Here is a 14,349-nt window from a genome sequence, read left to right as displayed (position 1 = left end):
GGTCAAACTCGGCATCCTCACCGAAGCCGACACCGGCTGCTTTGCCCGGCAGCAGTAGCCGGCACCGCAGCCAGCACCCTTGCCCCAAGCCTCACTCCGAAACGGACATCAACTCGCGAACCGCCCACTTAGACGTGCATCGCGTGATGTAGATCACCCCCCGTCGGCCTCATTGAGCGGTGTTGAGGACGGCAGGGAGTGGATCGCCCCAGGGGCCCAGCCTTCCAGATCACATCGACGGAGGAGTGCGATGTCCTGGGAACGGGCGAAGCTCTGGGCGGGGCCGGAGTAGAAGCCGTTGGCGGCGACGGCCTGCAAGGCATCGCGGGTGACTGTCGAACCCACCCGCCATCGACGGTCCAGGACTGACCCACCGGCGATACAGCGGCGGATTTCGTGGCACCTGTGGCGAACGCGACAGTATTCGCCTATGGCTTGTTTCCGTCCCAACCCGCCGAGGCCCCGTAGACGGTAGAACAGCCCGGCCAGGATGCTCATCCCTCGACACGGATGCAGCATCAGATAGAGCTATATATCTGCATGTCGAGGGATGGAGGGGGAAATTCCATGTCAAACGTGAAGCTGGTGCCGGAGGAAGAGGAGCGTCTGCAGCGGCTGCGGGCCATGCTGAGGGGCACCGAGGCGGCAAGCGAGAACAAGTATCTGCGGGGCCTGCAGCAGGGCAGCAAGGGAGGCGTGCTGATCGGGGCGATGCTGCATGCTGCCGATCGGTACCGACAGGGCCTGGCTCTGACTGATCTGGAACAGCCTCTGCTGCGGGTGATGCAGGGCATCCTGACCGACCAGGAGATCCGTGCGAGTGGTCAGGAGTACCGGTCAGCCGTAGAGGACCTGGGGAGCCTGGACGTCATTGCGGCTGAGGTCACTGCCCGCCCGCCCTCTTCGGGGTTCTCAGCGGCGGACTTCCGGGCGCTCCTGCCAGGGATCGGGCAGGAGGCTCTGGGCATGGCCAACGTGTCCGTCGCGAGCCCTGAGGCTCTGGCGGCGGGGCAGCGGATGGATAGCCCGTCATTCCAGGACGGGCTGCATGAGTTCGGCTTCGCCGCGACAGTCTTCCGGATGCCTCCTTCCACGGAGCCCTCCGAGGAGGTGCCCTCCTTCCAGGCCAGCCTGCAGTTCGAAAAGTTCTTCGTCCGGCGCGCGGTGGGCGATCAAGGAGGCGGGAAGGACGAGATCTACTGGACAGTGGCGGCAACATCGGACAAATATGCAGCGCCGGTGTACACCTCCGAAGAATTCGGTGCTGTCAAGGTGTGGCAGACCCGCTTCTTCGATTCCGGGAACAAGGTCGTTTTTAACGGGCCGGTCGGCAGGTATCTCGTGCTGGGGATCACCGCGTGGGAAGCCGACCAGAGCCACAGTGAATGGTACGACGCCCTGTACAGGACGTTGTCAGAATGGCTGGAGGAAGCGAAGTACGAGCTGGAATTTGCCTTCCTGGCTATCCCTGACTGGGCTGGCCTGGCATTCGAGTTCGCGAAGCTCATGGTCTGGCTCATGGAGTATCTTCGCAATCACGACGACAATTCGTGCACTCGGACGATCATCCTGGACCGCCATGCGCTGGTCACTCTCCATGAGCGACTGACAGATGTGTGGGAGTTCGACGGAGATGGCCATCACGCGCTGCACGTGAAGTACACGGGCCAGCGGCCTCCGGCACCCTCAGGAGCCCTGGAATACGTCCGTCTCGACGCCGGCAAGCTCGCATGGAACGCGTCGGTGTCACTCGGCTGGGAGAGTATGACACCCCCGGCGCTGGTCTCCTACGGAAATGCACTGCACGCGGTGTACGTACGGCCCGACGACCGTGCACTGATGTGGAGCACAATGGCCGGGGGTGCGTGGACGAAACCCGCCCAGATCAATGGCTTCACAAGCAACTACCAAGCGGCTCTCGCCATGTATATGCCTCGTACGGGGAGGTCGTACCTGTTCCTTGCGTTCGTCGCTCAGGACGGCAAAATCTGCGTGAGCGTGTGGGACAACATGGGGGCCTGGAGCAACGGCGTAATGATTCCTTACGCCCACACTGCCAGGGGTGTGGGCGCGGCCGTCACCTCCGAACTCTGGGTCACCCCCGAGCTGCACGTTGTGCACCGGTCGGGAAGCGGCACGCTCATGCTCGACTACTCCACGGACGGCACGGACTGGGGTGATGACGGAAGTTCGCCCCAGCCTTTTGCCACCACGACTGGGGTCTCCATGGCCGCCGTTGGCCGCACCAAGTGGTACTGCGTCCGCGGTACGGATGGCCGGAACCACGTCTACTTCCGAGGGGTGAACTCCCAGGGGGAGGCTGTGCTACCCAGGGCCTGGGACACACTCGACGCGCTTTCGCTCGTGAAGCACAACGATGAGATGTGTGTCGTAGCACGCAACAGCGAGGGGAAGTTGCAGGCCCTGCACGGCACGGAAAGCGCCTGGACGCCCTTTCCCGCTGCCGACGTTGGCGCCATGGAAGGGGAAGTCGGTGCGGCCTCACACAACGGGTCTCTCTATGTGATGTACCGGCGCCCGAGCTGAGTGCCCTGGCGGAGCCGATCTGACGATGCGGCATCGAAGAAGAATCGGTCGGATCTCGCGCGCTGGTCAGGACACCAGCAGCGCTTGTTTCTATGGCCCGGCGTCCCCGTTACTCGGCGGGGGGGCGCCGGGCCCTAGCCTCGTACTTCGTAAGTCACCCGATCGTGAAGGTCAAGCGGTCGTAGCTGATCGCTCGCCGATCGGAACCGTAGCGGCAGTGGCTGCCTTGGTCCGGCCCGGTCGAGATCGGGCGTTGGGAGGCCGCTGCGGCGAACCTTTTCGGCGACCGGCGAAGTACGGGGGCACTTCCCACCGCGGCCCGTCTGGCTCGCGAGTGTTCGAGACTGGGAAAGGCAGTGAGGTAGGCGGATTCCACGGGATCGAGTCCCGGGGTCCTCCAAAGCGGCCGCACGCCGTTGCCTTCGCACCAGTGCCGGTGCCGGCGCTCGACTTCCTCCCAGCCTTCCGGCAGCCCACTGGGAAGGGCGAGCACGAGACTCGCTGCTCGCCCGAGTCTGTCCAGCATGTGCAGGCGCAGATGCCGGCCGGGGGCCTCGATGCCACTCACTCGCAGGCCGGGGATTCCGCGCAGATCGTCGCCGCTGCCGGGTGCGGGGGCTGTGGGCAGCAGACGACTCAGACAGTGCTCGGGGAAGGAGTGCCGCTCCTGGCCGATGTAGGCATCGAGGTGCAGGGTGAGGGAGGTGCTGGAGCTAGTCAGTGAGGCGATGCCGAAGGGGTGAGCGCACAGATCCGGGGACGTGCCGAGTTGCTCGAGGAGGCGGCTCTCCAGCAGCGCCTGCCTCGGCGAGGCCGCGGGGGCGGGGTGGCTGGTTGGTAGGCCGGCGCGGCGCGATTGCCCGCTGCACTCGGCCCAGTAGCGGAGTTTGCGGGACTCCCACGTGGAGTGGCGGCTCATGGCAGTGCCTTCCCGACGTGCCTTGGCCCGATCTCGGCACGTCAATGAACACTGACGAGCTGCTGTGTGTGATCTCGGTGATGCAGGCCGGTGCACAATGCCACGCTCCTTGCGTTCCTGTACGCCGGATCGGGCGGCGGTCGGAACGTGGCCCGCCTCGGGTCATGCCCGGCCATCATTCAGCACAACCGCGGCCCAGGACGGGCGACATCGGCACGACTCCACCCGGACGGCCGCGGTGGCGTGATCGTCCCGCTCCTGGGCGGAGCTTCAGCCATCGGCCCGAGGATGCCTGCGGCGCCGTCTCCCTTGCTGGTTGTCTGAAGGCGACCGCGCCCCGGGACGCGCCGGTCGCGACGGGCGGTTTGGACGACGGCTGTGCGCGACTGCTGCTCCCGGCCGTTGACTTCTGGAGGTAGCCCATGACCGGGTCGTCAGCGTCTTCGTCCCACTGTCCGCGTCGGCATCTGCGCAGCATCCCCGCCGTGCTCGGCACAGCAGGCGTCATCACCACCCTGCTCTCCGTTCCCGCGGCGACCGCGGCCCCGTCCGCCGGGGCGGACTATCCGTGTGAGCCGTACCTGAAGGCATGGGCGGGCAAGACCGTCGTGTCACGGTGGAAGTTCCACATCGACAGTGCGGGCCGGCCTGACCGGGCGATAGCTGACTCACTGTCGGCGGGCACCTCTCCTCGCAGCCAGTGCGAGACGACCGTGGGCGGCTGGGGAGGTGGCGGCTACGACGGCGGGCACCTGATAGCCAGCACCCTCAAAGGCGTCAGCAAGCGCATCAACCTCGTCCCGATGAAGGCCTCGATCAACCGCGGGATCTACAAGAAGACCGAGAACGCGGCGAAAAAGTGCCTCACCACCTTGGGTAAGAAGGACAAGCTCTCGTACAACATCACCGTCGGCTACGGCGACCCCAAGTCGGTCGTCCCGCGTGACATGACGGTCGCGATGAGGTGAAGAAGGGGACGAGCAAGAAGGACATCAAGCTGACCATCCCCAACCAGGACATCACGCCGCAGAAGGAAACCGCCCTGAAGAAGCATCTCAACGCGGGACTCAAAGCCGCCGGCTGCCCGACAGCCTGACGCGAGCACCCTCACTGCGCGTTGGCCAGTGACGAACGCACAGGCCAGGGAGGTACTGCTTCCGGCTGGTCGGCCGGAAGCAGACCGGGTGCCGGGCAGGGCCGTCAAACCCCGTCCGGCACCCGAGCGTACGAGTCGGCCCCGGCTGCTGCGCCATGGGGGAAAGGGCAGCATCCGGGGCCGGTGCCGTAGGCGAACGGTATCGAAGAACCCCGCGGCTGAGGAGCGGATTCGCCGCAGCTTCACCGGCCTCCTGGCCCTCAGATCGATTGCACCGGCTGGCCTACGCCTCCGGTGCCGATCCAGGACTCCTTGGCGGGAGGGTGAGGGTGACTTCACCAGCGGAGGTCTTGAGGGTCCGCTCTTGTCCCCGCGGCCGATAGCCCTGTCGATCTTCTTGATCTCCGACCAAGTGAAGCCGAGGCGACGGTACTTGTTCCGCTGCTTCGGCCGCATGTGCTTGATGTCTTCCTTGGAAGCCGTGGTCATCCCCGGATGCCAGAACCGGGCTGAGCCACCTGTCATCTTGGGCACGGGCCTCTCCTTTTGGGCACGGGCCTCTCCTTGCGGTTTGCGTAGCGCGCATCCCCCTTGCTGGCGGGTGGCCGCGCCGGGCACACCCCATCGTGCCAGCGCGCGCCTGCACCCTACAGAGGAACGGTCTCGAAAACCGTTGCGGACGGCTTGCCCGGCCCGCCCTCCACCCGTAGGCGCCTGCGGTCTTCGGGGGGCTGGCCGGAAAGGCCCTCTAGTAGTGGGGGGGCTGGTTCCCACATAACTAGGGCATGTCGACGACAAGCGAGCAGACCACCGACCGGCGTCCCCTGCACGAGCGCGTCGCTGCGGATCTACGCCACGAGATCTTTTCCGGAGTCATTCTCCCGGGCACCGCACTCTCCGCCGCTGAACTCCAGCGCCGGTACGCCACGTCGAGCGAGACTCTGGACGGAGCGCTGGAGCTGCTGCGAGAGGAACGTCTGGTCACCAGGCGCGCCGAGGCTCCAGACAGCGTCATCCTCAAACACCGGCAGCGGACCATGCGCCCCTCACAGAGCGTGGCTCCGTCCGATCCAGGGCAGCCCTACCGCTGGATAACCGAAGCAAGCAAAACTGGGGCACGTGTCAACATCACGCTGCTGGAGGTCAAGGTCGTGCCCACGGCTCCGACCCATGTGACTCGGGCGCTCAGACTGGCCACGGGGAGCCCTGTCCTGCTGCGGTCCCAGCTCCTGACGTTCGACGACGAGCCCGCCGAACTGGCCAACGCCTACCTTCCTCTGGAGATCGTCCGTGGCACCGCGATGATGGAACATCGCAAGATCCGCGGAGGCATCTCGACGCTCATGGCCAAGCTGGGCTATCCGCCCCGCCGGTGCGTAGACTCCGTGTCAGCCCGGATCCCCACCCAGGAGCAGCACGCCCTCCTGAGACTTCCAGGCAACATGCCGGTCTTGCATACTCTCCGAGTGGTCTACAGCGACCACGACCGCCCCGTCGAAGCCTATGACACGGTCGAAGCTGGTCACCTCAACGAGGTGCAGTACGAGGTCTCACAGACGCTGTAGAAGCACACGGCCCCTCCGGAGTGTTGGGTGGGCTGTGGAGGTTGTCGGGGCAGGCGGCGCTGATCGCCGCGAGGTGGTCGACGAGCAGCGGCGCGCCCTGGCCGGTCGGCGCCGGGAGCAGGGTGTGCAGTGGGCTCGTGACCGTCGCATCGGATCGGAGCACGAACCGGGGAGTCCGAGCCCGCGGCGAGGCATTTGCAGGAGCCAGGCTTTGAGGGTGACGTTGGCCTGCTGCGGTGACCGGCGCGAGGGCGGTCGTGGCTGCCTGGTTCAGCCGGTCCTGAAGCGTGTAGTCAAGCTACGGGTGCCAGTTGTGGTCAGGGCTGCCGCCAGGAGGGCGATGATGGCCGCCTGCACGGTGGAGGCGGCGTTGAGAGAGCCGGGGGCGTGGGCTTGGAGCACGAGCGCGAGGGTGAGAGTCCGCTCTACGAGTATGGCGAGACCGAGCGTGGCCAGTGCGAGGGGCAGTGCGGGGTCTGCAACGTGCTTCGGTGACCGGCTCCGGGCGACCAGCCATATGGCGGCCGCGGCGATGAATGCCGAACCGCCGGCCCATCCCGTGACCGCAACCTCAGGCCACACCACCATCGACGCACCCATCAGGACGCAGGTGCCCATGAGGGCCAGCCCGGGCGAGGCCAGCGGGAGCCGGGCGGGCGGGGCGTCGCGGTGGAAGCCACAGCACAGTGTGAGGACGGTGAGCCAGGAGAACACCGCAGTCGCGAGCGAGTGGGCGAGCGCCACGGTGTCCCATCCGCCGCCCGCGTTTTGCACGGCTGCCACTAGGTCAGGAAACGCCGCGAGGAAGGCGAAGACGAAGGCGGTGCGCCTGCGGTCGCGCAGCAGCGCCAGGTAGACCACCGTCCAGGCCAGCGGAAGCAGCCACAACGCCGCCTCGTACAGCCCCGGTGCGGCGCCGTGGCCGGTAAAGCCACTCACGAACAGCTCCTGGTCCGGCGCGGGGGCGCCATTGAACCAGGTGAGGAAGACGGCCCGTTCGGTCAGTGCGGAGGCTGCATGCAGCAACATGCTCAGCAGCGCGAAGAGGCGCACCACCGCGCCGAGCACGGCGTAGCGAGCCGGGGCGCCGGCGGCGCCCATCCGGGTGCGGATGGCGAGGGCGGCGATGCTGGCCACCTCGCCCCAGGCGGGGCGTATCTCGTCCTGAGCCTGCTCGTCGATCCCGTGCAGGAAGGTCTCCACCATCTCCTCCTCCCGCTCGGAGCGGTAGTAGGAGGGCAGCAGCCGCAGGGCGGTGCGGTAGCGCTGTTCGAGCACAGTCGTCATGCGGTGCCTCCGGCGATGCCCGGGCGACGCACCGAGCGGCTCGCGGGAGCCGGCCTCGCGGCAGTGGGGCGGTGTGCGGCCATCCGCTGCGTCGCTGCGTGTGCCCCGGCCGCCATCCGCTCCGCCTCGGCGGACAGGGCTGCCCCACCGGCATCGGTGAGGCGGTAGTACCTGCGCAGTCGGCCCTGTTGCGCCTCCTCGCGGTCCAGCTCGATGAGCCCGTCGGCCGCCAGTCGGTCCAGCACGCCGTACAACGTGCCAATTCGGAGCTGCACATGTCCTTCGGACAGCTCGTCGACCACCTGCACGATCCCGTAACCATGCCGCGGTTCGTCGACCAGCGCGGTGAGGATGAAGAACGCAGCTTGCGTCATACCTCTGGAAGTCATGCCCGCACTATATCCTGTCTTCCGATATATAGGGGAGGGAGGGGTATCGTCGCCGAGCCGGTCATGAGTCTGCAGGCGGGCCGTGGGAACACGACGTCCGGCGCGACCGCAGGGCTCGGCCATCGACGGCTGTGCCCGGCGAGCCGGACATCGGAACACTCTTCTGCATCATGGGTGTTGTCATGGCGATGGCTCCGGGAGTCGTTTTGCGGCGCCTGTTGTGATCAGTGTCAGTGCGACCTGGCTTACGACGTGGCTTGGGCGCACACCCGGTCGGCCACCGTTCCAGACGGGACGGCGGTCTCGGACCTGGCCAAGGGCTTGGTGGAACCGCGGCTGCTCGACCGGCTCGGCGCGCTCGGCGCCGCCGTTCAACGGCAGCACGAAATGGACCTTGATCGGTCCGAGGATCTCTGACGCCCTCGTCAGCACAGGGTGTGCCGCCCCGCTGCGGGATCGAGGTGGACACGGCCGTCGGATCCACGATCGACGAAGCGGACATCTTCGCCCGGCAGATCACGCAGATGCGGCCACCACCTAGGCGCGTACACCGGCGCCTTCCGGGAGGCGACGTAGTCTGCCTCTCCGGTCGGCTAGTCCACTTGCAAGGACCGGGCACCCAGAACGCCTTCGGGGTCGAGCTGACGCCCTGGTCTGCCGCCGAGTTCTTCCTCGCCAACCTGAACCGTTGAACCCACAGGCCAGCGTCCGCTGGCCCGCCCACACGTCCGCATTGATGCTGATGAAGCAGAATTTCTACGCCGGGATCCGGCGGGCAAGGTTCCCCGCCAGGTGCCGGGCCGCGTACGCTCCTTCGCCGTTGCTGGCACTGAGTAGTTGCAGCAGCTCGACCGCCGCGCGTGCCTCGTGCAGCGTCAGCAGGCAGCAGGAGCGCGAGGGGATCCTGGTGTTGGTTGCCACGCAGGATGAGTACGTCCAGGGGCAGTTGTGCCATTCACGGTGACCATGGACTGGGTGGTGTGGTGGTCATGGTGCCGGGCTGCACCGTGACCATCGCCCTGCGCATCGCGTACGAGGACATGCCGAACGAGTTCTGGCGCCTGAATCCTGCGCAGGTCAGAGCCTCATCTCAGGTTCAGTGGCTCGGGCGCCGCCGGGCGACGAGGGCAGCAATGTCGTCGTCGAGGTTGCCGCCGCTGTAGGCGATCAGGTCGCGGTTGAGGTGGTCGAGGAGCTGGTGGGGTGTCTCGCTGCTCCATGAGCGGATCCGTTCGGCGAGGGGGTAGAAGGCGCCGGAGCGGTCGCGGGTCTCAGTGATCCCGTCGGTGTACAGCAGGAGCTGGTCTCCGGGGAGGAAGGGGGCGAGGTCGACGTGGTAACCGTCGCTCACCAGCATGCCCAGGTTGAGCGGCGGCGAGGGAGCGGCGGGCTGCAGTTCCCGGACCTCGCCGTGGTGCAGCAGCAGCGGGGGCGGGTGGCCGCAGGTGACGGTCCGGACGACTGGTTCGTCGTCCGGGATCTCGGCGAGGAGCGCGGTGATGAAACGTTCAGCGATCTCCGAGCCCGGGACCCCCGGGTAATGGGAGGCGTGGCGGCTGATGCTCGTCTCCAGGCGCCGTGCGAGGTGGGGCAGGTCGGGCGCGTCGTGGGCGGTCTCGCGGAAGGCGCTGAGCAGCGTCGCGGCCGTCTGCACCGCGAGCAGGCCCTTGCCGCGTACGTCGCCGATGAGCAGTCGTACGCCGTGGGGGGTGTGTATCGCCTCGTACAGGTCACCGCCGATCCGGGCTTCAGCCGCAGCGGCCAGGTAAAGGCTCTCGAGCGTGACGTGCCCGAGGTGTCGCGGTACCGGGTGCAGCACCGCCAGCTGGGCGGTCTCGGCCACTGAGCGGACCTGGACCAGCTGATGGGCGCGTCGGTCCAGCAGGCGGTTGAGGAAGACGGCGAATGCCGCGATCGCCGCGAGGGTGGCCAGCTCGGAGTAGGCGGTCGCATCCCGCAGATCGTTGAAGTCCACCATGAGGCCGACAAAGATGGCGCACGCGCCCACTCCGGTGAGCACGGTCCCCCACAGGGGCAGCAGCGCGGCGGCAGCAACCGTGGCCGTGGCGAGGAAGGCCTCCGGCCTAACATTGCGGGGTGTGAAGAGGCCGAAGAGGAGGCCGATGAGCAGCAGCAGAGCAGGCAGCACGGGCAGCAACCTGCCCCGCGCACCGGTGCTGTGCGGGACTCCGCGTTCCTCAGGAGACCTCGCCACCGTGCCGCTCCCTCGCACAGGTCGAGCGGCAGCCCAGGCCCGGAAGCCAGGCCACCGATTTGCGTATTTCTATCGTCGTTCGCCCGTGGCCCACGAACAACCCGGTGGGCGATGGTGACGCGCAGGCGTCACCAGGTCACGGTGCCGCTCGGCGACAAGATCGACGGAGAAGGTATGCAGAAGGTCACCGGGGCTCATCTTCAGTGAGCTCCGGTTCCATGCCGCTCATGATGGCCGCGCCCAACCGAACGGCAATCGAGATCACTACAGGGCGCCACGACCCCGTGACTTGCGAAAAGTGGCTGAGGCCCGGTCAGGCCGCCGGCGGCTGTCTGGTGGGCGCGGCCCGGTCGGCGGGGCAGGTCACCGGCGGCACCAGTGCGTGAGGGGCCTGAACCGACCGGTTCAGGCCCCTTCAGCCCCATCCGCGGGGGACGGATGTGAAGGACGCATCACGCCAACGAACCACCGGTGACGACGGTTACGGAGTCCAGGTCACACGAGCGGTGCGCAGGTCGCACCACCTGCGCTGAGCCCGGACGGGCGTCACCACAGCTACCGCATGTGCGCCTCAGAAGCTGCGTTACATCCTTTTTCCGCAGGTCAGGTACCTTTCCGCTTCGGGTAGGGCGGCTCGACGCGAGGTCTGGGCGGGACTGATTGTCGGTCGTACGGTGTCGGCATGGGTAGAGACGGGGTGCCCCGGCTGCGGCTGGTCGTAGTTGTGGAGAACGACACCGGGCCGCGGTTGTGCCGGGGGTGCGGGGGCCGCTGATGCCGCGGGCGAAGGTGGCGGCGGTGTTCTGCTCGACCGTGTGCCGGTCTCGACACTGGCGCCGGATGCGGCGGGCGAAGGTGAGGACCGATGCGGTGAAGGCCGACCGGACATCCGTCTGCCCAGAGTGCGGGGCATCCTGGACGGTCGGCGTCGAACATCCTGCCTCGGCAACGTACTGCTCTCCCCGTTGCCGCAAACGGGCCTGGCACAAGCGGCGCACTGAGCGGCGCCAGGTGTGAGAACGCGCATCCGGCGGACATAGGGCTGCTCCACGCGCCGGGGCCGCACTCCCTTTCCGGCGGCTGGAGGCTATCGGATGGTGCGCAATGACGGGCTTCCAGGGCGAGTTGGAGGCAGGCCAGAGTGCCGCACCCGGGCGCCTGGGCTGCTCGTCCCCTGTCTGGCAACTCTGGCAGGCGCGTTCGATCGGAGTGTGCTCAGGATGGGGCGACGGAGGAATCGGTCTGCCGGTGCCGGAACCCCGGCCGCCTGTGAGAGCCAAGGAGAGACGTATGTCCCATACGGTCATGAAAGAGGTTCTTGACCGGGCGCTATTGGATGAGCAGTTCCGGACCGCCGTCGAGTCGGACCCTGAGCGGGCTCTGAGGGACTACGACCTGACCGACGAGGAGCGCGCGGTCCTACTGTCGCGGGACCTCTCCAGGGTGGAAGCGCTCTTCCCCGGTTTCCTGTCCGTCACCATCAGGTTCGCTCTGATCAACCACGACATCGTGGCCTTGGGGCCGTCTGACCATGCGCGTCGAGCGGAGATCGAGCGCCTGGGCCGCAAGATCACCGATTCGCCTGAGAACCGCTTCGAACGAATCAAAGAAATGCTGGTCCTTTTCCGATGATGGCACGCAGGGAAACGAACATGACTTTGCACGCCGACCGTCGAGAGCCGGACATTTACATCGTCGGCCTGGGCATCAAAGGGATTGAACACGTCACACGGGAGACAGAGTCCGTCTGCCGACGATCGCAGGAGATTCTGGCCGTTCCCACCCTGCCAGCGGGCATGACCCACCTACGGGACCTGTGCCACCGTGTCACCGACCTTCATCCGGTCAGCTACAGGGAGGACGAGAACCGGCTCAACGCATACGACACCATGAGTGCCATGGTGCTCGCTGCTGCCCTCGATCACCCTCCGGTGACGTTTGCGACCTACGGCCACCCGCTGGTCTACGTCTACCCGACACGCCAAATCCTCGACGCCGCGCCGTACCTGGGGCTGGACGTCAAGGTTCTTCCCGCCGTCTCTGCGCTGGACACGATGACCATCGACCTGGACTTCGATCCAGCCATCGATGGTCTGCAGATGTACGAGGCCACGGACCTCCTGGTCCGGCAGCGCCCACTGCAAGCCGATGTCCCCTGCCTACTCTGGCAGGTGGGAGCAGTGGAGTCGGTCCTCTATTCCAGCGCGCTCAACAGTCCGGAGCGGTTCTTCCGGATCAAGGACTACCTGCTCCGGTTCTATCCGCCGGAGCACGAGGTCGCCGCGGTCTACAGCAGTCCGCACCCGCTCTTCGACGCCTCAGTCGTACGTTTCACGCTGGCCGACATGGAACGGCATCACGACCAACTGCACCAGGGGCTCACGCTCTATATCCCGCCCCTCAGCAGGCGCCCCGTGGCCGACGCCGACCTCATCGCGAAAGTTGAGTCGGTTGAACACCTGAGATCCATCACGCACGACACTGCCGCGCCGGGGCCTCGGTCGGAGAAATAGCCAGGCGAGCCGTCCGAGGTGGACCATGGTCGACCGGCGGGCCGCTTCGGCGACGAGCAGCGATGCGCCTAGGAAGGTGCGACGTACCCACGGGAGTTTGTACCGCACGCGCGGTGGTTCCCCTCCTGGCCTGTCACGCGACCTGTCCGGTCGCGGCCAGTACCAGTTCGCGGACGGTGATCCGCTGCGGTTGCTCGTAGACCCAACGGACCGCCTCCGCGATCTCATCGGCCGTCGGCTCACTGGTCCGCTTGTGCCATCTCGACGATGCGGCGAAGTTCGGCGATGTGCCCGGCCAGTGCCTGTCGGCCCGAGGGGGTGAGCGCGAGCCAGGTGCGCGGATGAGAGCCACGGACCTTCGTGACGGAGACGTAGCTCGCCGTCTGCAGGACCTTGACGTGCTTGCTCAGCACCGAGTCGCTCACCACGAGCGCATCGCGGACCACGGAGAACTCCATGGCGTCTACGGCGGCGAGGGTAGTGCAGACACGCAACCGGTTCGGCGCGTGAACAACCTCGTCGAAGGCCGGGGCAATCATCGTCCTGCCCGGTTGTCGTGCCTCGCGACCGCGTCGATGCGATACCCCACGACGATGGTGAGCACCCCCACCACCAGCCCTGCGTCGGCGATGGCCCAGTGCACCCCCGCGCCCACTCCAGGTACATCCCGGTGACGACGGCGAACAGGGAGGCCAGCGCGTAGATGCCGAAGAGCCTGGTGGCGCCGGGAGTGGCCGTATAGCGGTCAAAGGAGACGCCCGTCGCCCGCCGGACCGTCAGACCGAGGAGGACCACCACGCCGACGAGCAGCGGAACGGCCCACGAGGCCATGCGCAGGCTCATCGAGAGGAAGAGCAGCGCGAGCGTGCCCCCCATCCCTACGTGGTACCACCAGGGGCTGGCGACGTGTACCGCTGCCTGGGCCCGGGACGCGGCGACGGAGTCGAGGGCCTGCTGTGCGGAACCGGCGTCCAGGCCACGGGAGTTACGTGAAGCGTTTTCCAAGATGGAAAGCGCTATAAGGCACTTTCCATCACGGCAAGTGGCAGTGTGGGCGCGGGTCGTCCGGGAGCACGAGAGCGACAGCCGCAAGTGGGTGGCCAACAACTTGCGGGACTTCCTGGGGCGTTCGCTTCGCGCTGGTGGAGACGACGGGTATCGGCTGTAGACCACACTCGGTCAGTCGACTCTGAGGCTCCGACATCACCAGGTAACAGACCTCACCACGCGGGGCAGGCGGACGTGGAGGTCGCCAACGCCCGCGCCCTCGGCCTGGCCCACTACGCCGCCCGCGGCGTCCTGGAGCACGTCCTGGCCCGGCACGGCATCACGTTCCAGCAGCAGGTCGCCCTGCGCGCCACCGTCATCGCCGACGCCCCGCAGACGCCGAACGATCTCGTCACCCAGATCCGCGGCTCCCTCAAGGCCGATCCGGCCGACATCCTCGCCGCGCTCGACGAGCTGCTGGCCAAGCAGCTGATCGCCGCGGACGGCGCGCACCTTCGACCCGCGGCTGCAGGGCATGAGTTGATCGCTGCCGCCAGCGCGGAGACCGCCCCCCATCACCGCCCGCATCTGGGGCGGGATACCCGCCAAGGACCTGGCCGCCGCCGGCCGCGTCCTCGCCCTGGTCACCGAGCGCGCCGACGCGGAGCTTGCGGCGCTGACCACCTGAGCGCCCGACCACCTGAGCGCCCGACCGCCTGGTCGAGCCGATCGGGGACCGGCCGGGACACCGGCGGGGGCGGGTGAGGTAGCTGAGGAGGAGCGCGGACGGCTCGCTTCCCGTCCATCCTCGCGGGGCCGGTGCCTTGACAC

At 67.1% G+C, this 14,349-nt stretch carries 12 protein-coding genes and 1 pseudogene; 7 read left to right on the top strand and 6 right to left on the bottom strand.

The features are described from left to right. Positions 1-567: 567 nt before the first annotated feature. A complete protein-coding gene (locus ACO1BR_RS42505) occupies positions 568-2,547 on the top strand; it encodes a hypothetical protein (protein WP_426800485.1) in 1,980 nt (659 codons plus the stop codon). Positions 2,548-2,701: 154 nt separating this feature from the next. On the opposite strand, the gene ACO1BR_RS42500 is transcribed toward ACO1BR_RS42505, so the two are convergent. Then, positions 2,702-3,466 (bottom strand): hypothetical protein, encoded by a 765-nt coding sequence (locus ACO1BR_RS42500; protein WP_426800484.1) that lies wholly within the window; start codon positions 3,464-3,466, stop codon positions 2,702-2,704. Positions 3,467-3,951: 485 nt separating this feature from the next. Between ACO1BR_RS42500 and ACO1BR_RS42495 the strand changes: the two genes are divergently transcribed. The 3 genes from ACO1BR_RS42495 (at position 3,952) to ACO1BR_RS42485 (ending at position 6,127) form a co-directional block, all read left to right on the top strand. Further along, a complete protein-coding gene (locus ACO1BR_RS42495; protein WP_426800483.1) occupies positions 3,952-4,434 on the top strand; it encodes a DNA/RNA non-specific endonuclease in 483 nt (160 codons plus the stop codon). After that, positions 4,431-4,562, top strand: coding sequence for a hypothetical protein (locus ACO1BR_RS42490; RefSeq protein WP_426800482.1), 132 nt, complete (start codon positions 4,431-4,433; stop codon positions 4,560-4,562). The genes ACO1BR_RS42495 and ACO1BR_RS42490 overlap by 4 nt, the downstream gene beginning before the upstream one ends. 785 nt (positions 4,563-5,347) lie before the next feature. Continuing rightward, the gene (locus ACO1BR_RS42485) at positions 5,348-6,127 is read left to right on the top strand and encodes a GntR family transcriptional regulator (RefSeq protein ID WP_426800481.1); all 780 of its coding nucleotides are present in this window, start codon (positions 5,348-5,350) and stop codon (positions 6,125-6,127) included. Between the two features lie 270 nt (positions 6,128-6,397). Here the strand turns inward: ACO1BR_RS42485 and ACO1BR_RS42480 are convergent, their stop codons facing one another. The 4 genes from ACO1BR_RS42480 to ACO1BR_RS42465 all read right to left on the bottom strand — a co-directional run bounded on the left by ACO1BR_RS42480 (position 6,398) and on the right by ACO1BR_RS42465 (position 10,018). Next, positions 6,398-7,414, bottom strand: a complete 1,017-nt coding sequence (locus ACO1BR_RS42480; protein WP_426800480.1) for a hypothetical protein — start codon at positions 7,412-7,414, stop codon at positions 6,398-6,400. Next, the gene (locus ACO1BR_RS42475) at positions 7,411-7,788 is read right to left on the bottom strand and encodes a PadR family transcriptional regulator (RefSeq protein ID WP_426800486.1); all 378 of its coding nucleotides are present in this window, start codon (positions 7,786-7,788) and stop codon (positions 7,411-7,413) included. Before ACO1BR_RS42475 ends, ACO1BR_RS42480 begins: the two co-directional genes overlap by 4 nt. Before the next feature lie 771 nt (positions 7,789-8,559). Beyond that, positions 8,560-8,724: a hypothetical protein gene (locus ACO1BR_RS42470; protein WP_189307769.1), complete on the bottom strand. Its 165-nt coding sequence runs from the start codon at positions 8,722-8,724 to the stop codon at positions 8,560-8,562. 175 nt (positions 8,725-8,899) lie between these two features. Beyond that, positions 8,900-10,018, bottom strand: a complete 1,119-nt coding sequence (locus tag ACO1BR_RS42465) for a PP2C family protein-serine/threonine phosphatase (RefSeq protein WP_426800479.1) — start codon at positions 10,016-10,018, stop codon at positions 8,900-8,902. Positions 10,019-11,308: 1,290 nt separating this feature from the next. Between ACO1BR_RS42465 and ACO1BR_RS42460 the strand changes: the two genes are divergently transcribed. Further along, positions 11,309-11,650 (top strand): Os1348 family NHLP clan protein, encoded by a 342-nt coding sequence (locus tag ACO1BR_RS42460; RefSeq protein ID WP_426800478.1) that lies wholly within the window; start codon positions 11,309-11,311, stop codon positions 11,648-11,650. Positions 11,651-11,670: 20 nt separating this feature from the next. Further along, a complete protein-coding gene (locus ACO1BR_RS42455; RefSeq protein WP_426800477.1) occupies positions 11,671-12,531 on the top strand; it encodes an SAM-dependent methyltransferase in 861 nt (286 codons plus the stop codon). Positions 12,532-12,770: 239 nt separating this feature from the next. Here ACO1BR_RS42455 and ACO1BR_RS42450 read toward each other — a convergent pair whose 3' ends face one another. Then, a complete protein-coding gene (locus ACO1BR_RS42450) occupies positions 12,771-13,070 on the bottom strand; it encodes a transcriptional regulator (RefSeq protein ID WP_426800476.1) in 300 nt (99 codons plus the stop codon). Positions 13,071-13,773: 703 nt separating this feature from the next. Between ACO1BR_RS42450 and ACO1BR_RS42445 the strand changes: the two are divergent. Beyond that, a pseudogene (locus ACO1BR_RS42445) lies at positions 13,774-14,206 on the top strand (MarR family transcriptional regulator). Positions 14,207-14,349: the final 143 nt, after the last annotated feature.

Source organism: Streptomyces sp. YGL11-2 (assembly GCF_050054615.1).
Lineage (GTDB): Bacteria > Actinomycetota > Actinomycetes > Streptomycetales > Streptomycetaceae > Streptomyces.
The sequence above is the reverse complement of the archived record's forward strand: the minus strand, read 5'-3'. Positions and strand labels throughout refer to the sequence as shown.